The 19,606-nt window shown below is 57.8% G+C and carries 17 protein-coding genes; 12 read left to right on the forward strand and 5 right to left on the reverse strand.

The window, feature by feature from the left end; all coding sequences use genetic code 11:
• The first annotated feature begins 6 nt into the window (after positions 1-6).
• The 11 genes from ACSQ84_RS03720 to ACSQ84_RS03770 all read left to right on the forward strand — a co-directional run bounded on the left by ACSQ84_RS03720 (position 7) and on the right by ACSQ84_RS03770 (position 9,987).
• Positions 7-555 (forward strand): CopG family transcriptional regulator, encoded by a 549-nt coding sequence (locus tag ACSQ84_RS03720; RefSeq protein ID WP_436210280.1) that lies wholly within the window; start codon positions 7-9, stop codon positions 553-555.
• On the forward strand, positions 548-1,531 hold the full coding sequence (trbB, locus tag ACSQ84_RS03725) for a P-type conjugative transfer ATPase TrbB (RefSeq protein ID WP_436210281.1): 984 nt from the start codon (positions 548-550) through the stop codon (positions 1,529-1,531). Before ACSQ84_RS03720 ends, trbB begins: the two co-directional genes overlap by 8 nt.
• Before the next feature lie 110 nt (positions 1,532-1,641).
• Positions 1,642-1,917 (forward strand): TrbC/VirB2 family protein, encoded by a 276-nt coding sequence (locus ACSQ84_RS03730; RefSeq protein WP_436211168.1) that lies wholly within the window; start codon positions 1,642-1,644, stop codon positions 1,915-1,917.
• Positions 1,917-2,174 carry a VirB3 family type IV secretion system protein gene (locus tag ACSQ84_RS03735; protein ID WP_436210282.1) on the forward strand — a complete coding sequence of 86 codons (258 nt, stop codon included), beginning with the start codon at positions 1,917-1,919 and terminating at the stop codon, positions 2,172-2,174. Before ACSQ84_RS03730 ends, ACSQ84_RS03735 begins: the two co-directional genes overlap by 1 nt.
• Positions 2,168-4,768, forward strand: a complete 2,601-nt coding sequence (gene trbE / locus ACSQ84_RS03740; protein WP_436210283.1) for a conjugal transfer protein TrbE — start codon at positions 2,168-2,170, stop codon at positions 4,766-4,768. The genes ACSQ84_RS03735 and trbE overlap by 7 nt, the downstream gene beginning before the upstream one ends.
• A gap of 29 nt (positions 4,769-4,797) precedes the next feature.
• Positions 4,798-5,553, forward strand: coding sequence for a P-type conjugative transfer protein TrbJ (gene trbJ / locus ACSQ84_RS03745; RefSeq protein WP_436210284.1), 756 nt, complete (start codon positions 4,798-4,800; stop codon positions 5,551-5,553).
• 9 nt (positions 5,554-5,562) lie between these two features.
• Complete coding sequence (gene trbL, locus ACSQ84_RS03750) at positions 5,563-6,759, forward strand: P-type conjugative transfer protein TrbL (protein ID WP_436210285.1); 1,197 nt, start codon at positions 5,563-5,565, stop codon at positions 6,757-6,759.
• A gap of 1 nt (position 6,760) precedes the next feature.
• Positions 6,761-7,465 carry a conjugal transfer protein TrbF gene (gene trbF, locus ACSQ84_RS03755; protein WP_436210286.1) on the forward strand — a complete coding sequence of 235 codons (705 nt, stop codon included), beginning with the start codon at positions 6,761-6,763 and terminating at the stop codon, positions 7,463-7,465.
• Positions 7,462-8,487 carry a P-type conjugative transfer protein TrbG gene (gene trbG, locus ACSQ84_RS03760; RefSeq protein ID WP_436210287.1) on the forward strand — a complete coding sequence of 342 codons (1,026 nt, stop codon included), beginning with the start codon at positions 7,462-7,464 and terminating at the stop codon, positions 8,485-8,487. Before trbF ends, trbG begins: the two co-directional genes overlap by 4 nt.
• Positions 8,484-9,752, forward strand: a complete 1,269-nt coding sequence (locus ACSQ84_RS03765; protein ID WP_436210288.1) for a TrbI/VirB10 family protein — start codon at positions 8,484-8,486, stop codon at positions 9,750-9,752. The genes trbG and ACSQ84_RS03765 overlap by 4 nt, the downstream gene beginning before the upstream one ends.
• A gap of 4 nt (positions 9,753-9,756) precedes the next feature.
• Positions 9,757-9,987 (forward strand): DUF2274 domain-containing protein, encoded by a 231-nt coding sequence (locus tag ACSQ84_RS03770; protein ID WP_436210289.1) that lies wholly within the window; start codon positions 9,757-9,759, stop codon positions 9,985-9,987.
• A gap of 10 nt (positions 9,988-9,997) precedes the next feature.
• On the opposite strand, the gene ACSQ84_RS03775 is transcribed toward ACSQ84_RS03770, so the two are convergent.
• Positions 9,998-10,432 carry a hypothetical protein gene (locus ACSQ84_RS03775; protein ID WP_436210290.1) on the reverse strand — a complete coding sequence of 145 codons (435 nt, stop codon included), beginning with the start codon at positions 10,430-10,432 and terminating at the stop codon, positions 9,998-10,000.
• A 49-nt stretch (positions 10,433-10,481) separates the two neighbouring features.
• Between ACSQ84_RS03775 and ACSQ84_RS03780 the strand changes: the two genes are divergently transcribed.
• Entirely contained in the window at positions 10,482-10,706 is a 225-nt protein-coding gene (locus ACSQ84_RS03780) for a helix-turn-helix domain-containing protein (RefSeq protein WP_436210291.1), read from the forward strand.
• A 79-nt stretch (positions 10,707-10,785) separates the two neighbouring features.
• Here the strand turns inward: ACSQ84_RS03780 and ACSQ84_RS03785 are convergent, their stop codons facing one another.
• From ACSQ84_RS03785 to ACSQ84_RS03800, 4 genes are all read right to left on the reverse strand, one after another.
• Complete coding sequence (locus ACSQ84_RS03785) at positions 10,786-11,595, reverse strand: hypothetical protein (protein ID WP_436210292.1); 810 nt, start codon at positions 11,593-11,595, stop codon at positions 10,786-10,788.
• Positions 11,596-11,634: 39 nt separating this feature from the next.
• Positions 11,635-14,640 (reverse strand): GTP pyrophosphokinase, encoded by a 3,006-nt coding sequence (locus ACSQ84_RS03790; RefSeq protein ID WP_436210293.1) that lies wholly within the window; start codon positions 14,638-14,640, stop codon positions 11,635-11,637.
• A 74-nt stretch (positions 14,641-14,714) separates the two neighbouring features.
• A complete protein-coding gene (locus ACSQ84_RS03795; protein ID WP_436210294.1) occupies positions 14,715-18,806 on the reverse strand; it encodes a HigA family addiction module antitoxin in 4,092 nt (1,363 codons plus the stop codon).
• A gap of 479 nt (positions 18,807-19,285) precedes the next feature.
• Complete coding sequence (locus ACSQ84_RS03800; RefSeq protein WP_436210295.1) at positions 19,286-19,498, reverse strand: hypothetical protein; 213 nt, start codon at positions 19,496-19,498, stop codon at positions 19,286-19,288.
• Positions 19,499-19,606 lie beyond the last annotated feature (108 nt).

The raw sequence follows: 19,606 nt of genomic DNA on the forward strand, positions 1-19,606 counted from the left end.
CCAATCATGAAACCGAAGATCTCCGTCTATCTGTCCGATCATGTTGCCGACCGGCTTGCGCTTGCGGCAAAGCGGCCCGGCACCAACCGTTCGGCCATTGCCGACGCAGCCCTTGACCGGTTTCTCAATCCAGAGCGCGACGCCAGCGGCGACGGCGCGCTGATCCGGCGGCTTGATCGGATCAGCCGGCAGCTCGATCGGCTCGATCGCGACTCCTCGATCATGGCGGAAACCATCGCGCTGTTCGTTCGATACTACCTCACCATCACGCCACCGCTGCCGTCGGGCGACCAGGAAGCCGCCCGGGCGCTGGGCCGCGAGCGCTTCGAAATCTTCGTCGCACAGGTCGGCAAGCGCGTCGCATCCGGTGGAAGGCTGGTCGCCGATGTCATGGACCGCGTGAGCGCGTCCAATCCCGATCTGTTCATGCGGCATCTCGAGGAGGGCGCACCACTGGGTCCGTCGACGCTCGAGAAAAAGACCCCGTCGGTCGATACCGAGGGTCAGCTGCCGGGGCATTCCCCGGCGGGACGAGAGGAGGTCGGCAATGTCTGATCTCCTCTCGTCCGAGACCCGCGAACGACGTCGCGGCATGTTGCGTACCGCGATGGGGCCGGCCATCGCGTTGGCGCTCGAGGAACCCGACGTCGTTGAGGTAATGGTCAATCCCGACGGCCGGCTGTGGCTCGACCGCCATGGCACGGGCCGCAGCGAAGCCGGCGTGATGCTGATGCCACACGAGGTCGAACGGATCATTCGGCTGGTCGCTAGCCACGTGCGAGCGGAAGCGAGCGCATCTTGTCCAATCGTCTCGGCTGAACTTCCCGAGACGGGCGAACGGTTCGAGGGTTTGCTGCCGCCTGTGTCGCTGGCGCCGTGCTTTGCCATTCGCAAACCTGCGACCACCACGTTCCGCCTTCAGGATTATGTCAAAGCTCAGATTGCGACCCCGGCCGTCGCTCGGTTTCTCGCGGAGGCCGTGGCGAACGGTCGCAATATTCTGGTCGCTGGCGGCACAGGCTCGGGCAAGACCACGCTCGCCAACGCTCTATTGGCGGAGGTCGCCGGTCTCAACGAGCGTGTCGTCATCATCGAGGACACACGGGAACTGCGCTGCGATGCAAGGGACGCCGTCACCCTGCGAACCAAACCGAACGTCGCAACACTTGCGGACCTCGTCCGCTCGACGCTTCGTCTACGGCCCGACCGCATCATCGTCGGCGAGGTGAGGGGCGGTGAAGCCCTCGACATGCTGAAAGCCTGGAACACCGGCCACCCCGGCGGCATCGCCACGGTGCATGCGAATTCGGCGCGATCGGCACTTTATCGCATTGAGCAGCTGATCCAGGAGGTGGTTGCGACCGTTCCGCGCCGTCTCATCGCGCAAGCCATCAATCTCGTCGTGTTTATCAAGGGCCGAGGCCAGGCACGGCGTATCGAAACCGTCGTCGAGGTCGAAGGCCTCGACGGATCTGGCGAGTACGTCCTCAAAGCCCCGGCGGGGCTCCCACTTCTTCCTCACAACACCTGACCCTGGAGAAGACCATGACACGAGTTTGTCTGCGGTTGCGTAGCGGCGTTTGCCTGCCGAGGTTTCGAAATGCCGCGGGCTTCTCGCTTGTCGACATCTCGTCGGGCGCGATGATGATTTTCTTCATGACTTCCTCGGCGTGGGCCGCCGGCTCCGGCATGCCGTGGGAAGCACCGCTGCAGCGCATTCTGGAATCCGTGCAGGGCCCGGTCGCCAAGATCGTCGCCGTCCTCATCATCACCGTGACCGGCATTTCGCTGGCGTTCGGCGATACTTCCGGTGGCTTCCGAAAGTTGGTTCAGGTCGTGTTTGGCCTTTCGATCGCATTCGCGGCCAGCTCTTTTTTTCTGTCGTTCTTCTCGTTTGGCGGCGGAGCGCTGATCTGATGCAGCACGCCGGTTTCGAACTCGTACTTCATCGCTCCCTGACGGAGCCGATTTTGATCGGCGGCGCGCCGCGCGCCGCCGCGATCTTGATAGGGACGCTGTCGGCCGTGCTGGCGCTAGGCCTGCGGCTTTGGCTCGTAGGTCTCGCCCTCTGGATTGTGGGTCACGGCGTAGCGGTCTGGCTGGCCAAGCGCGACCCGGCCTTTGTAGAGGTCGCGGTGCGGCACACCAAACACAAGGGGTGGTTGGCATGCTGAATCTGCGCGAATTTCGTTCTGGCGCCTCGAGACTTGCGGACTGGTTGCCTTGGGCCTGTCTGGTCGGTCCGGGCATCGTCCTGAACAAGGACGGCAGTTTCCAGCGCACGATTCGGTATCGCGGGCCGGACCTGGACAGTGCCACCGAAGCCGAGTTGATGAGCGTGACCTCTCGCGTCAACAATGTGCTGAAGCGTTTCGGCGCTGGCTGGGCATTGTTTTTCGACGCGACCCGGGTGACTGCGTCAGCCTATCCGAGATCGCAGTTTCCGGACGCGGTCTCCTGGCTGGTCGACGAGGAGCGACGTGCGTCCTTTGAAGGGACGACGGAGGCGTTGGCCTGGGATGATCCCTCACGCCCGCGCGGCGAGCATTTCGAAAGTATCTCGTACCTTACCTTGATGTATCTGCCGCCGCCCGAGCGCGTGTCGCGGCTTGAAGGAATGTTTTTCGAGAATTCCGGTGAAGCCGCCAGCGGTTCGCATCGCCGACCCGGAGCCTTCGGATGGAGGCGTGCCGAAGGCTTGCAGCCAGGACACGAAGACCGAAACGGAAACGACGTCAAGGATGATGGCAGCGAACCGCAGCAAGCTGCCGAATTGCGCGCGAACCGTGGTGGTTACCGCGAACATCTTGAGCGATTTGTCCAGGAAACCGACCGAGCCATCGATCTGCTCTCCTCGGTGCTTCCGGAAATCGCCAGCCTCGACGATACGGATACACTGACCTATCTGCACAGCTGCATCTCGACCAAACGGCATCAGGTCGCCGTGCCGGAAATCCCTGCCTATCTTGACGCATACCTGTGCGACGAACCGCTAACCGCGGGCTTGTCGCCCGCACTCGGCCGCAGCCATTTGCGAACGCTGACGGTGCTCGGATTTCCGTCGGTCACCTTTCCTGGTGTGCTCGATGACCTCAACCGGCTCGGTGTCGCGTACCGTTGGACGACCCGATTCCTGCCGCTCGACCGTACCCAGGCCAACGCTGTTCTCTCGCGCTACCGCCGGCAGTGGTTTGCCAAGCGCAAATCGCTCGGCGCGATCTTGAAGGAGGTGATGTTCAACGAGCAGGCGGCGCTGCTCGATACCGACGCGGACAACAAGGCGCTGGATGCGGATAGCGCGTTGCAGGAGCTCGGCGATGATCTGGTCGCCTTCGGGTATGTCACGACGACGGTGACGGTCTGTGACGAAGATTCTCACGCGGCCGATGAGAAGATCCGTGCGGTGGAACGGGCCATCAACACCCGTGGCTTCACCACGATCCGCGAAAGCGTCAATGCGGTCGAGGCGTGGTTGGGAAGCTTGCCGGGGCAGGTCTATGCCAACATCCGCCAGCCAATCGTGCATACACTCAATCTGGCCCATATGTGCCCGCTTTCGGCGGTCTGGGCGGGACCTGCGCGTTGCGAGCAACTGGACGGGCCGCCGCTTCTGATTGCCAAGACCAAGGGCGCTACGCCGTTCCGCTTGTCGCTTCATGTCGGCGACGTCGGCCATACCTTGGTTGTCGGTCCCACAGGAGCGGGAAAGTCGGTTCTGCTCGCAATTCTCGCGCTGCAGTTTCGCCGTTATCCGAACGCCCAGCTTATCAATTTCGACAAAGGCCGCTCGGCGCGGGCGGCGACGATTGCCTTGGGTGGCGCCTGGTACCAGCTTGGCGTGAAGGGCGGCCTTTCGTTCCAGCCATTGCGCAACGTTGATGACGAGGGGGCGCGGCTTTGGGCGCTCGATTGGCTCTGCGGTGTGCTCGCTCACGAGCGGGTGGCAATTACGCCCGAGGTCAAGGAAACCTTGTGGTCGGCGCTCAGAAGTCTCGGCTCTGCGCCCGTTAAACAACGCACCATGACCGGTTTCGTGGCGCTGTTGGCGCGCGATGCGCTGCGCCAGGCGCTCGCGCCTTACACGCTGGAAGGCCCGTACGGCCGGTTCCTTGATGCGGATACCGATGCGCTCTCCACCGCGGATGTGTTGACGTTTGAGATGGAGGAATTGATGGCGCTGCCGGGGCTGGTGGCCCCGGTCCTGACCTATCTTTTCCACGCGCTGGAAGCGCGGTTCGATGGGCGGCCGACACTTCTGGTGCTCGACGAGGCCTGGGTATTTCTCGATGACCCGCTGTTTGCTGGCCGCATCCGGGAATGGCTAAAGACGCTGCGGAAGAAGAACGTGGCGGTGATATTTGCGACCCAATCGCTCGCGGATATCGCTGACAGCTCCATCGCACCGGCAATTGCCGAGTCCTGCCCAACGCGGATCTTTCTTCCAAACCCCCGGGCGCTCGAGCAAGGGCAGACAGAAATCTATCGTCGTTTTGGGCTGAACGACGCCCAGATCCGCCTTGTCGCGGAGGCGTTCCCGAAGCGCGACTACTACCTGCAATCCCGGGCCGGGAATCGCCTGTTCGAGCTTGGGCTCGGTCCAGTCGCGTTGGCTTTCGCAGCCGCAGCCTCGCCAGAGGATCAGCGCTTGATTGAAAGCGTCCTTGCGCGTTTCGACCCGCAACAATTCGCAGAGCACTACCTCAGGGAATGCGACCTCGTCTGGGCTGCCAATCTGCTTCGCACCTTTGAGCACGCTCGCCTCGCGTAACCCCCTTAACCCTGGCCTGGAGTCAACTGATGCTGCGAACCCTATTTGGCAAGCCCGTTTCCCGAAAACTATCGAACGCGGCGATCACCGCCACGCTCACACTCGTGATGGCGGTAAACGGATCCAAACGACTTGGCGCCCAGCTCGTGGTGTTCGATCCGTCAAATTACAGCCAGAACATTCTGACGGCGGCACGTGCGCTTGATCAGATCAACAATCAGATCAGAAGCCTCGAAAATCAGGCGCAGATGCTCCTTAACGGCGCCAAGAACTTGACGAGGCTACCCACTACGGTGGCCGGCGAGCTGACCTCCAAGATCAACGAGATCAATGGCCTGATCGCCCAGGCCAAAGGCATCGCTTTCGATGTCCAGAAGACCAACAGCGACTTTGAGCGTCTCTACCCGCGTCAATATACGGCGGCCATCTCGTCAGACCGGATGGTGCAGGACGCCACGGCGCGCTGGGACAATACCTATCAGGCGCTCAAACAAACCCTGGTGACGCAGGCGACTATCGCATCAGCGCTCGACCAGGACGGCCAGACGTTGCGGACGTTGATGACGAGTTCGTCCGGCGCGGTCGGCTCCCTGCAGGCCCAACAGACAGGCAATGAGCTGATCGCGCTGCAAGTGAAGCAGTCGCTGCAGGCGCAGGCCCTTGTCGCGACCCAGGCGCGGGCGGACGCGCTGCGATCGGTCGAGCAACAAGCGTCGGCGGAGGCTGCCCGCGAACGCTTCACCCGCTTCATCGGTGATGGCCGCGCCTATTCCGGCAGAAAGTGAGAGCACACCATGGCTGATCTTTCCGTCATCGACCGTTTCACGGAAACCTTCTCCCGTTACATTGACTCCGGTTTTGGTATCCTCGGCGGCGAGGTGTCGTTCCTGAGTTCGACGCTGGTCGCAATCGATCTTACCCTCGCCGGGCTCGCGTGGAGCCTGCGCGGCGACGAACAGGTGGTCGCGGCACTGGCCAAGAAGGTTCTCTATGTCGGCGCGTTCGCCTTCATCATCGGCAACTTCAAGTCTCTGGCCGACATCGTGTTCAGTTCGTTTTCCGCTATCGGGCTGAAGGCAGGCGGCGGTTCGCTGACCGCAGCCGACCTGATGCGGCCGGGCTTTGTCGCGTCTGCGGGCTTCACCGCCGCTCACCCCTTGCTGGAGGAGACCAGCCAGTTCTCCGGCTTCGATGTCCTGACCAATCTGCCGACCATTCTGATCCTGCTGTTGTGCTGGATTCTGATCGTGCTCGCCTTCTTCGTGTTATCCGTGCAGCTCTTTGTCACCCTGATTGAGTTCAAGCTGACGACGTTGGCGAGTTTCATCCTGGTGCCGTTTGCGCTGTGGGGAAAAACCTCGTTCCTGGCCGAGAAGGCGCTCGGCAACGTGGTCGCCTCGGGCATCAAGGTCATGGTGCTGGCGATCATCGTCGGGATCGGATCGACGATCTTCGGCGAGTTGGCGACCACGCTGACCCGGCCGATCGACATCACATCGGCCATGAGTCTGTTACTTGCGGCGATTTCGCTGCTTGGACTCGGGATCTTTGGTCCCGGCATTGCTGCCGGCCTGGTGTCTGGAGCGCCCCAACTTGGCGCGGGTGCGGCTGCCGGCACCGTTGCGGGTGCGGCAGCCGTTACGATTGGTGGTGCCGCACTTGCCGCCGGCAGCTTGGGAGCCGCTGCCGGCGGCTCGGTCAGTGCCGTTCGTTCCGCAGCTTCCCTTGCGGGTCGAGCGGGTGGGTCGTCGGGCGCGAGCGCTGCTGCTTCCCTCGGAGCCTCCAGTTCTGCGCCCGGCAGTGCGGTTTCGCAGGCAAGCGGACCAGGCGCTGCTCCTTCATCGCGTGCGTCGGCAAATGGTCCAGTTGGCGCGAGCGGAGGTCGTGGTCATGAGCAGCGGATCAGAGATGCCGTTCACGTCGCTGGCCATTCGCTGAAGGAAGGCGACCGGGGCGGGCACTCTTCCGGTCCGAAGCTAGGGGAGGACTGAAATGGTGTCGCATCCCTTCCATCGCCCCCACGTCCGATACGGCGAAACGCCGGAGCCGGTTACACCTTACCAGAAGGCCGCGCAGGTCTGGGACGAGCGGCTCGGATCGGCCCGGGTACAGGCGGCCAATTGGCGCCTCGCGGCGCTCCTGGCCACGAGCCTTTCGGCCTTGCTGGGCTTGACGGTGCTGCTGATCGTCGGACGATCGTCTGTGGTGCCTTATGTGGTCGAGGTCGATCGCCTCGGCGAGGTGCGTGCGGTTGGGCCGGCCATTGAAGCCTACCAACCGTCCGACGCGCAGATCGCCCATTTCCTGGCGCGTTTCATCGGGAACGTCCGTTCATTGTCCGTCGATCCAGTCATCGTGCGCAGCAATTGGCTGCAAGCGTATGATTTTGTCACGGATCGTGGGGCGCAGGCGCTCAACGAATATGCGCGAGAGGCCGATCCTTTTACCAAGATCGGCGCCAGGACGGCGACCACCGAGGTGACGTCGGTGGTGCGCGCTTCGAACGACAGTTTCGAGATCCGGTGGAAAGAAAGCACCTACGAGAACGGTGCGGTGGCCAAGACCGAGCGCTTCACCGGCGTCGTCAGCGTCATTCTCAAGTCACCGTCAAACGCGGAGACGCTGCGAAAGAATCCGCTCGGGCTCTATGTGCATTCCCTCAACTGGTCGCGCGACCTCATCGGAGACCCGAAATGAAATCATTTGTCGTCAAATCTCGCGCGTCTGTGAGCCTAGTCGGACTTTGTCTTTTGCTCGGAGCCTGTGCGATGAAACTGAATTTGGAAGCGCCTTATGACGATCTGGTGTTCGCCCCGGGCAAGCCGGAAACCGATCCGCCAAAAGCCGTCGAGATCGTCGAGATTCCGAAAGTGTTACCGCTGCCGGGACAGCTGAAGCCGCTGCCGGGCAGGGGCCCAAAGGAAGAGAAGTTGCCGCCGGAGCAAGCCATCGCCAAGGCCAACAAAGCAGCGCGCGTTGAACCGACCAGGGCAGGCTACATCAATGCCATCCAGGTTTATCCGTGGACCGAGGGTGCGCTGTTTCGGCTGTACGCAAGCCCGGAGAAAGTATCGACCATAGCGCTGCAGCCGGGAGAAGAACTGATCGATGTCTCGACCGGCGATACCGTCCGCTGGGTGATTGGCGACACCATCAGTGGGCAGGGAGCCGGAAGGCGGGTTCATATCCTGATCAAACCGACGCTGCCGGATATCCAGACCAACCTCGTGGTGCTGACGGATCGGCGCGCCTATCACCTTGAGCTTGTTTCCACCAAACAAACCTACATGGCGTCGATTTCCTGGACCTATCCGACCGATAGCCTCGTGGCCCTGCATAAACAGAACGACGCTGCACGCGACAATGAGGCCCGAGTCGCCGATCGTGGCGTGCGGCTGGACAATCTGAATTTCCGGTACCGGATCGAGGGTGACGATCCGCCATGGCGGCCGCTTCGTGCGTTCGATGACGGCCACAAGGTCTTCATCCAGATGCCATCGGGTCTGTCGCAGGGTGAGGCGCCGCCGCTGTTCGTCGCCGGTGCTGATGGCCGTCCGAACCTCGTTAATTACCGGGTCCGGGGCTCATACTACATCGTCGACCGGATGTTCGGCGCGGCGGAGCTGCGGCTTGGCGAGAATCCTCAGCGTACCGTCCGTATTATTCGAACCGATGCGCGGCCGGTGTCTCAGCTCCCGGGCAGTGGAGGCGCTTCATGATGACGGAAGCTGAAAAGGAGCCGCCCGAACGCCTCGAGCTTCGAGCCCGGCCGCGGCCAATCCGCCGTCTCAACCGGCGCATGCTGATGCTGGGGTGCGCCGTCGCCGCGTTGATTATTGCGGGCGCGACCCTCATCGCCTTGGCCCCGCCTCGGGCATTCAAGCCGGGGGAGCGGTCCGAACTGTACAATACCGACCGGAAACAGACCGCCGATGGGCTGTCGAAGCTGCCGAAATCGTACGACCAGCTTCCACCGCGGCTTGGTCCACCGTCGCCAGGCGACATCGGCCGCGCGTTTGCTGAAAATGAAAAGAAGTTGGTCCAGCCCTCTGATGCGCCGTTCCGTGCGGATCCGGAAGAGGATGCGGAGCGCGCAGAACGGATTCGCCAGGCAAGGATTACCCAGCAAGCCAAGGAATCTGGGCTGCTCGTTCGCCTCTCCGAGAAGCAGGATCGTCGGCGGCGGCCGGACTCACCCTCGTCGACGGCTGCGCAACCCTCAGCGTTTCGCCCGGCATCAGATGCTCCGGCCGCAGCCGACCTCTCGGGCAAGCCGTCTCAGGGGTTGAGCGACCGATCCAGCGAGATCATTCCGTCTTCGCAGGCTCGCAAGCTGGCATTCGTTAACGCCAAGCCCGACAAGGAAACCACCAATCCGCATTCCCTTGCAGGGGCGCCATCCCCTTATGCGGTCATGGCGGGAACGATCATTCCGGCCAGTCTCATCACCGGCTTGAATTCTGATTTGCCGGGCGCGACAATCGCGCAAGTGACCGAGAACGTCTACGACACCGTCACCGGGGAATTTCTCCTGATCCCGCAGGGAACGCGTTTGGTCGGAAAATACGATAGCGTTGTCGCTTACGGGCAGAAGAGGGCGCTCCTGGTCTGGACCCGCATCATTCTGCCCAACGGCAACTCGATCGTGATCGACAATCTGCCGGCCACGGACGTGGCGGGCTATGCGGGGCTGGAAGATGAGGTCGATATCCACACCTGGCAACTGCTCAAGGGAATTGGTATGGCGACGCTGCTGGGCGTGGGAACTCAGCTATCGATTGGAAACAATGAAAGCGATCTCGTCAAAGCGTTGCGCGAGAGCGTCCAGCAAACCACCAACCGTGCAGGCCAACGGATTGTCGAACGTGAACTCGATGTCCAGCCGACCATCACGGTGCGGCCAGGTTGGCCGCTCCGGGTGATCGTATCCAAGGATTTGGTGATGAATCCATATGAGATAGAAGCAGCCGGCAAGGGAAGGTGAGTGGATGAGACTGCCGAAACTCCCAGACCGGACACCAGTAAAACTCACGACCACGCTTCCGCCTGCACTTGCGGCGCGGCTTCGTTCCTACGCGGATTTTTATGCGGAAACGTACGGCGCGCGGGAGGAGGTTGCGGACCTGGTGCCCTTCATGTTGGAGGCGTTTCTGGATGGTGACGCGGATTTCCGAAGGGCTAAGAGGACAGCAATCGCCGCGGAAATCGCCTCATCCTAGCATCCGGGTGCTAGCTGGCGGCGGGGTTCAGCGTGGCGATCGCGCGCTCTACAGCACGGATGGACTTATGAAGCGTCTCGAGAAATATTCTTAATTCGCTTTCTGTCGTTTCTTCCAAGTGGATGTTCTCGCGATCCAGGAGCATATCGACGAGGTCGTCAAGTAAGACAGTCTTAATTGAAGATGAGGAACCATGCGCGGTATTGCTCGCCGTGGACGTAACCTCCCCAGACCCAGACAGGGTTATCTCAATCGAGACATTTGCGAGAATGCTACGTTCGATCAGTTCCGTAGGGAGCTCGACTGAAGCCACTACTTTCCCGCTCGAGTCATCTCGATATCCCACTATGGAAGTGGCTTCCCCACATTTGGCAAAGGGAGTCAATCGCAACTTGTCATCTTGCGACACGATAAATGTCTTCTGGTTTTCTTTCGCCTTGATCATGGAATCTCTCTGATAGGGACTATAATCCCTAGAGACTATATGCCCCACCATGCTCGATCCTGCAATGCAGGATTGGCGCAAAATCGTAGGCAAGAACGTGCGGAAGATCCGCCAAGAACGGAGCATTACTCAGGAGAAGTTGGCGTTCGAAGCTGAGATCGACTTGACCTACGTCGGTGGCATTGAACGTGGCAAACGGAACCCAAGCTTGCTTGTAATGGCGCGAATAGCCGAAGCGCTCTCTGTGCCGTTGACTAAGTTGCTCGCAGAGTAGCTGTGCTGCCGCGCCACAAGCCCTTGTGTCCATTTTTCAACTATTCGAGCCGTAGGCGAAGTATTTGATGTTCTTCACGTCAGTATCGCATTTTGAGAAAACGGGTAACTTCGAACTGGGGCATGTATGGTTCAGAGCGCACAGCGTTCATTAGGTTCCAATACATCGTCCGGCCGACTTCCGTTGCGCAGTCCGCGGGGACCTTGAACTCATATTGGATTTCCCCGTCGCGCCTTGTGAAGGAGCGCCTGAACTCCGGAAGAAGGTACTTGTACAGCCCCCAGCGGATGTTGTTCAAGAATTCGGCGATTGCGCTACTGTGGTAACCAAAGACGTTGTCGTGGAACCACTCCTGGAATTCAGGGATTACTAGATAGCCGAGGTCGGAATCCACCATTTTGCCGTTCGCTTCCAAGATTTTCACGATCTTGCTCACATCTTGATCGAGCCGAGTGAAGCCGTGCTTGGCGATGTTGCCACAAATTTTGATGAAAGCGATTCTCTCCAGCGTTAGGCTGATATTCAGCTGGATTGATGGAAGCCACACATCTTCCACAGTGCAATTCGCTTCCAACCAAATCAGAAACGCTTCGAGTGGCTGTTTCAGAAGTTGTCCTTGATCCGGACAAAGTATCGGAGCTTCGCTGACGCGACCTAGATGATAGAGGATGTTCTGCTGGGATTTGGGCGAGCCCACGGGTGGATGTGGCAATCCGAAGGGCCACCGGCGAGGTTGAGAGAGTAGGTCAACCAGCAATACATTGAAGAGTTGTTGGTGCACGGTGTCCTGGAAGTGAAGCTCCGCTTCCTCGATCCTGCCCAGCTTTAGAAAGAAACGGTAATTGACCATATCGTCGATTGCATCCCAGACCGACTTCAAGATGATCACTTCTTGCTCTAGTAGCGAGTATATTTGGCTCATGTGGCGCTAAGCCTCGCTTCCAGATTCGAACCTGTGTTTTCTCATCTCCAAGTCTTGTTCAGCTCTACGGTGTCCCGCACCAATCGCGCGCTCCAGGCTTCGTACGTACTGCTCAGCAAACCCTTTGACCCGCGGCCTTGTATCCGAAAGCCACGGCTGGATTTCAGTTTTCTTTGCGCGGTACGCTTCCACAAAGCCAAACTCTCCGTGGACCACTCCCGTGGACATTAGAGCCTGTTCAATTTCCCCGAGACGTTTGTCCTCCTTCGGAAGCAAGTTCACGATGACCTTAAACGTGTCGTGCGTAGGTGGTTCACCCTCGAAGTTATTCAGCACCGCGAGGGCGAAATCGATACCCGCATCATCCCGATAGGCCAACAGTTGGAGCGCCGAGGCGAGATCGGGTGAAAAGGTTGGAGAAAGCAGCGCAAGCAAGCGCCCGCCGTGGTACTGAAATAAGTAGTCGTCAACTTTGTACCATGCCCTGATGACCGTGGCGGCAGTACCTTCCTTGCCGACATAGGCCTTGGGAAGCTCGCTTAGGGAGAATGGAACGGCTTCGTAGCGGTCACCCTCACTACTTTGAGGGCCATGATCAATTCGTTGCTTGAAGAACTGCAAGACGGATGTTGCAAATGTCTTGGCGATTGGAAGCAGGACCATCTCAAAATGCACGTCAACCTGGGGCGCCCTGACGAGGTTGCGAAGGATGGCGTTGGCTTGCTCTTCATTGAGAGAAGAGAGCAGCTTTTCAGCGTTTTCATCGAATCCGCTCTGTACGATCCACCAACAGTTATTTGCCACGGCTAATCGTTCAATAGCGGGCAACAGCAAGGAATCGATGGCTTCCACAGGAAGCAGGGCGGAGCCCTTGGTTAGAAAGCAACAGACCAATTCATTTAAAGCCACAGGTTCATTAGCGGCGATAATCTTGGCACCCAACCGGGTAAAAAGCTTTGGGTCGAAATGTTTATCGGAACGAAGGGCATATGAAGCCGCTAGCAGATTTTGCCCCTGATCGATCCAGCGATCCAGGAGGGCTCGTGCTTCCGTCTGGTCAGAGCTTGATAAGAGTCCATCCAGGAGAGCAAAGATCAGCCGCTGTTCAGAAAGCGTCGTGTCTGCCAGCCAGCGCAGCGCAATCTGCGGCTTCTGACCGCCGACCTTGGTCAGAAACTGCATAAGGACGTATGTCGAATCTCTCTCTTTTGAGAGGCTTTTGACGAGTTCAAGCCAGGGACTCTCGTTGCCTTCGCCTAACTCCGCCACGTAGGTGTCTACCCGATGGTCGCGAATAGCTTGCGTCCGTTTGTACCCAAGGTGTCCACCTTTGAAACTTTCATCAAAAACGGGATGATAGCCAACAAATGTCTTGTATTTCTGATACGTATCGTCAGCCCCGAGAAGTTTACGAAACCCTGTTATCGTCGATTCCAGTTCCTTGTAGGAGGTTGCAATCGCTGCGTCCTTTGGCGGATTCTTCTGAACGCCAATATGCTGCATGCGGCTCGTAAGGCACTGCCGTTCCAAGTCCTGTAATAGGCCGTACGGCTGGGCTGCTTTCTGGTTGGTCATAAAATCGACGATGGCCTTGGTGTCGCGCAATACCAGTAGCCAGAGGGAATCTCCGTAGTTGCCCATGTTCGGAAGCGCCATGGCAGGCTTCAGAGCCTCGTATGATTCAAGTTTCTGAGCCTCAGTGGTTGCCCGATCGTAGAACTCGCAAACAATCCGAATTGCTTCGGCTCGGGTCTCATCGAGGCCTCGGGTGGCAGTGACTGCACCCGTCTGGAACGACACGGTGTCGTATGTGGTAGCAGATACGCCGCGCATTTCGGACGTCAGTACGTTGCGGCAAACACAAAGTATCACGGTTCTGTTCTGCTCACGTACGGCAGCGCTTTGCCCAGCAATGATGCCTACCAAAGTGTCCTGAACGTAGGAGCCAGCTTGCTGCCATACAGTGACATTATGCTTTGCTAATTCTTCAACCGTATCCAAGATGAGCTTACGCTCGTCATCGGACTTCGCGTCTGGGTAAAGCGAGCACAGCGCATCAAAGGATGCAGCTATGTCGGTATACCTTAAGTGCCTAATGATATCGATGGCAGCCTCTGCAACGTCCTTTTCTGAATGGCCCTCATAAGCCCCGAAAGTCGTTTCGATCTCTCTGGTCTCGGTTTGTCGAGCTGCGCTCAAAGCTCTGACAGCGGCATTCCGAAGATCCTGTGCTACTGCATTGATATCGTCATATTGGGGAATAACGTCTTCACTGATCTTTTTGAGTAGGTCGTATCGGTCGTTGTTGTTGTCACAAGAGTCCAAGGCTGCAACGGTATCTCGATCGAAGAGGGCTTTCCCTTCCATCAACCTCCTGTAGTCATGTTGTACTTTCTGAAACTCATAGCCCGCCGGCAGAAGATACTTCTCCATAATGGCCGTCGTTTGCTTCTGAATCTGTTCAAGCTGTTTGGTCCCGAAGCCGGCCGTTTCTTGCCGGTGGTAGGTTATGTCGTGAGCAGTTTCGGCCCAAGCATGGTTTAGGATTGTTTGAATCTGGATTTCACACCTAAGGCCTCGAAAGCGCGCATACTCAGGAAGTGCGATACGCTCAGGCTTCAGAGTGACGACATAGTGGATTGCGCGATATTGGCCGTTGGCCTCTGAAGAGATACCGGCAGGCTCATGGATTTTGGATTCGTCGTAGTCGATGTCGAAGTTGTCTTGGAGCAGGCGCGAGTTAAGAAAGCTGTCCACATCAGTGTTTGTATAGAAAATCAATCTGACGCCCGCTAAATCCTTGAGTTTTGTTTCAATTGATCGGCTTTTGGTGAGGCCACGTTCGGAAAGTTTTCGGGCTAGCGAACTCGTTGATTTTGCTCGCGTCTGAATTTGCTGAGGCTTAACGATAGAGGGCTCTGTCTCCAGCACTATTTCCATTATGCCGCGTATCGTCTTGGCAAACGCGTCATAGGCGGATTGGCCCTTGTCGACATATTGCTTTAAATTCATGAGAACGGGTTCCGTCCTCTTGATTGGAGGCCGTGCGCTACTACGGTGAGTTCAAATATTTCCATGGCTTGACCTCATAAGCGCCTGCTCACGTCCGCCTGAATATCTTGCCTTTCGGCATCGCGGTCGTAGGACTTTGCTATTTGCTCCAGAAACCGCGAGACGAACGGATACTCAAAGGCCGTCTGCTTCGACCATCCCCGGTATTTCGCCGCAAGCTCTCGCTCTTGTTGCCCACCTTCACCTCGCCAGTGAGCGCCCCGCAAGTTGTAGACACCTATTGTCATTCCTCTCGCAATTTCGGGAGCCGCGATCTCTTCAATAGCCTCTCTGACGGCTTGGCACGGCCAAAGGCCATCAGCATCAGCAGGCGCCTTAGCTAGAAGATCTCCGATCGTCTGGTCCCCCACGCTCTCCCGACCGTGCGCTTTGCAGAGGGTGCGCACCTCTCGGATCCAAGCCATTAGCTTGTCGGCATCGATCGAACCATCTTCCCTTGTTCCCGGTATGCGCTTGGCTGCATGCAGTAACCGGTACGCTTGCGTAGCAACGCTGGGCTTATCTTCCACATTCCATTCGGGGGGATCTTCACCTGGCCCGCGCCGCTTGTAGCAAAGTCCCAAGGCCTGCATAAAAAGCGACGGGGATTCTGCCAACTGACGTTGAAGATTGGGAATCCCATGCCTGTCGTGGTCTAGTGCTTCAAGGTAGAGAAATTCCAGGTGCGCCAGTTCGTCACGCGAAACATCGGTTCGACTATCCAAAAGCTTCAACATCTCGGATATTTCATAGCCTTGTAGCCGGTAATGGCCAGTAGGCTCCGACCCGTTGGTTGCAACTTCCTTCAGCAGGCGCACCAGCCGCGGGGTATCAATCTCTTTGTAATCCATATGAATCAGGCGAAGAGCCGCCCGCGGCCGGTTAAACTTTACCAGCTGATCAATCGCATTCTTCATCTCCTCAGGACTCTGGCGGGCCCATTGTGGCGTAACTTCACACCAATACCGCTCAATGAGCTTTCTCGGCTGATCCGCCAGCTGCCGCCACGTTCGCTGCTCGAATGGTGCACACCTTAGCAGCGAAACAATGTGGTCCTCCCCATCACCTTTTAGTGGCTCGAAACGAGCAAGGAGGCGGCCAATAAGATTGTCCCGGAGTTCGTCGGCTATTCTGCCAAGGAAGCCGGCAACACAGTTTAAAATCTCAACTTTTGGCTGGCTATGGCCCTCGCAGATCAGCCTGAAAAGGAACTCTTCAGCATTCTCAATGCCGACGATATCTGCTGCCTGCGATCCCACAACGTAAGCTGCATTCCCGCCCAGACACAGCCGGACAATGCCATCCGCCCCACAAGTTTTCCAAATCTCACCAAGAGCCGCATCCCGTTGCTTGCGAATGCGTTCCTCTCGCTTGGTGTAATCGTAATCAGCACTTTCGATTTCTTCGAGGGACTCTTCCACCCAATGCTCGGCAAAAAGCCACTGGTGTTTCACTACGACGTCCCGCGGCTCCAAGAGTTTGTAGGCCTTTTTGGCGCCGGCCTTCGTTTTGTCGTTCGTGATTTTCAGCCCTCGTCTTGTAAAAGCAAATTTGCGCACTCGCTCTCGTAGGCGTGCTCGGGCCAATTCATCTGTCGTTGATTCAGCCCAGTTCACCACGAGCTGCCAAATTGTATCCTGGTCCTTCTTTTCAAAGTCCTGCATGTCTTCGATCAGGTCACCGAGCGTATTTTCGTTATGCTTTGGCCACGCAAGGGCGATATCGAGAGCCTTGCGCATGAAAGGAAAAATTTCGCGGCGATACCGGAGTGGCTGTCCTGAACCTATCGCGTCGTTCCGCCAACGAGGGCGGGAGCTATAATGCCCGACACGAGATCCCCCTTTGAATTGGTCAAAGCAGAGCCGCCAACCCACGTCGGGGTATTTCTTTACGATTCTTTCCAGCACTGTTGTGCGCTGCGCAAGGTTCGCGGCGGTTTGTGGCATCCAGGCGCGAAATATTGCCAGCAGGCTGTTTTCCGGCTTGTTCTGCCAATTGTCGTCAATCTTGTGCTCCGATAACGCGGCTAGGATCAACGCGACTTCCAACAGCCGGTCGGGGTGCCAAGCCAGCAACTCAAGCGCCCACAGCAATCCTGAGCGTGCACAATTGCCCATGAACCCGCTATCCACCGGCTTCAACAGTTCAAGCACCTGCGGATTATCAGACGCGAGGTCGTGACGCAGGATATCCAAGAACACCGCAGGAGCGGCCTCTGCATAACGGGGCAGATCATCCTGTTGCGAAGCCCAAGTCTTGGCATCCAGGGGGGTCAGTAGGTCCCGGATCAACTTGTCAACGCGTGCTTCAACATCGAATTGCATTTTAGCTTGGAAGAGGTTGTTGCCGTGCACCGCCAGCAGCACCAGCGTTTCGCAGATACTGTCCCGCAGGACGGAGGAATGCTCGCGAGCTTTACCGTAAATTTGAGCAGCCCAACGCTTATCGGGGGACAGCTCCAACGCCGGATCGTGTTCGCAAAGAACCTGCTGAGCTACGGTGAAAAAGCTCTCAATATCCTTGCGCGTAAACAAGCCACTGGTCGCGTACAGGACATCTATCCGCGAGGCTACGCCGCGGCATTGGCCAATCGACCAGGCGGGCGCTTGCTCTTCGGTGGACAACGTCGAAATCAACTGTTCGATAGCGTCATAGTTTTCACCGGCAAGAAAGGATACTCTCTCCTGATCAGCCCTAACATCGGCGTTCCAAACGCCTATCAGGCCAAGCGGAATCACTTTACGCGCGATAATCTTATCTTTGGCCCACTTGGGCGCCCTAATCTCCGGGATCGTGGAAAGCTGGCGCCGCAGGATTGTCGGAGATTTACCCGATGCGCGCTCAAGCTGGGATATTCGATCTTCATCGATTCCCAGTTTTTCGAGTGCGCTCTTGAAGGTCTCATGATCCAATAAATCAAGCGCAATTTTCGGCTCTTCGTCATCGCGGACGTAACTGCGGAAGATGATCGTTGGCTGAGATTTTTGCAGGCCGGCAAGGGCCGCTTCGACTTTTGGGTCCGTAACAACCGCTATGAAGTTGGACGAAACACGCCGCGCATTGGCCAAAGCCTCCACTGTTTCTAGGACAACCACGCGATCGTAATCGGCCCCGGCAGGATCGCCAGCTTCCTCAAACACGCAAGCAAGAAAAGCCAACGCCTCTTCCTTGGAGTCCGCGGTTATGACAAGCGGCTTGTCCGGCACCGACGTGAGGAGGTCTTCGATCTTGCTTCGATACGCTTTGACGGAGCCTGCGAATAGGGACTTACCAATCTCAGGCTCCGTGACCGTGGCCCATGCATTCCAGCAGTGATCAAGTGAGACGATGCCCTTCGTATCAACGCCAATTTGCTCGGCAATCCAGCCCTGCGCGGATACGGATTGCTCCAGCCATTGCTCAAGGTCACTTGCATCGAGAGCGCGGACTTCCTTCCATTTCTTCTCGGCCTGCCTTTCCTTGACCCAATCATGCTTGGCCGGCCAGTTAAGGGGGGTCACGAATACAAATGTGGTGTTGTCGCGTTCCTGCTTGGGCGTGCCGGCAACCCGAGCCATATAGTCCTTTTGGGCTTTGGCGCGCGGATCTTGGTCGCAGCCGAATTCCCAACCAGATGCCCCTTCCGGAATCCAGGGAGTGACAGTGTCGGTTTTGACTTGGCCATCCCAGCCATGTCGCTCGGCATTGTCATACGCGGGGAAATCGAGGAGTGAGAGATTCGAGCCAGTCGAACGGATAAGGCGGCGCAAGAGCACAGGCAAAAGCCGCCGCGCTTCAATATTCTTAAGAGCCCATGCCTCAACCTGCCGCGCGGTGATGTCCAGCAAGCTCGGCGCATAACTCCTGACCGCAAGAGCTCGGGCATCTGCCTGCAAAGACCGCTGATCGTAGGCAGCCTGCAATGCCACCAAGTACTCTCGATCAGCGCCAAACGTCTTTTCAAGTCGAACAGCCATCTCCGCTGAAAGGGCTGATTTGCCGTTCAAGAAATTGGAGAGCGCTGGGCGCCCGACCTTCATCCGAGCCGCAGCTTCCTTGACCGTTACGTCGGCAGGGATGAATACCCGGCGGACGAAAGTGCCTGGATGTTCAGAAACCAAAGGTGTGGTGCTCAGCTGCCTTTTCATGCTGTGTAGTGTGTCACGCTACACAATATAAATCAAACCCGTGGACTGACTTTCAATGCCTACGTTCACGGAATCTTCTGATAATCGTCATAATATCAGTATCTTACACTCTCATCTTGCTCGGTGGATAACAGTCGATGCGGCAGTAGCTCGGTGGGTTCTGCACCAGCGGGTCATCCGTCGGGCAGCCACAATTCCTAGCGGCTTGAAAAATGTTCGTGCTTCGTTCACGGTAAGCTTCTTTCGAGGCGTCCATGAAGAAAGGTCGGGAAATCGAGATTCTGTTCAGGCGGCTTCGCCTCTACGACCAGCTCAACTGCCGGGCCGACGGCCTTACCGCCAAATCCAGAGAGCATTGAAGAATGGACCTAGAACACGTTCGTTCCGAAATCGAGCACATGCGCGTCCAAGTAAGCCGTCAGCGCAAGGAAATGCTTCAGCTCCAAAGGGCAGGCGTATCCACGGCATCGGCCGAAGCCTTACTGCAACGGATGCTCGATAAAATCGATGGTCTGTGTGAGGCGCGCGACAGGTTGAAGCGCGAATTGCCGCCAACGCGTAGGGTATTGGGTGGACGAAAATGGTGAGCCAAACTCCACCGATTTTGGTCCAGAACGCGCTCCGCCTTCGCCGGTGACGACGAAGGCTTCGTGGATAGGCTTCTTGGCTTTCGAGGATGACTTGGCAGCCATGGTATTCTGCCGTTGATGATGCCGCTTGCGGCAGACCGGTCGGGAGACAAAAACGTTTCCTGTGCCGGTGAGTGCCGGCAGAGCGGTAGAGTCAGTTTAGCCAAACAC

Source organism: Bradyrhizobium sp. LjRoot220 (assembly GCF_964252915.1).
Classification (GTDB): domain Bacteria; phylum Pseudomonadota; class Alphaproteobacteria; order Rhizobiales; family Xanthobacteraceae; genus Bradyrhizobium.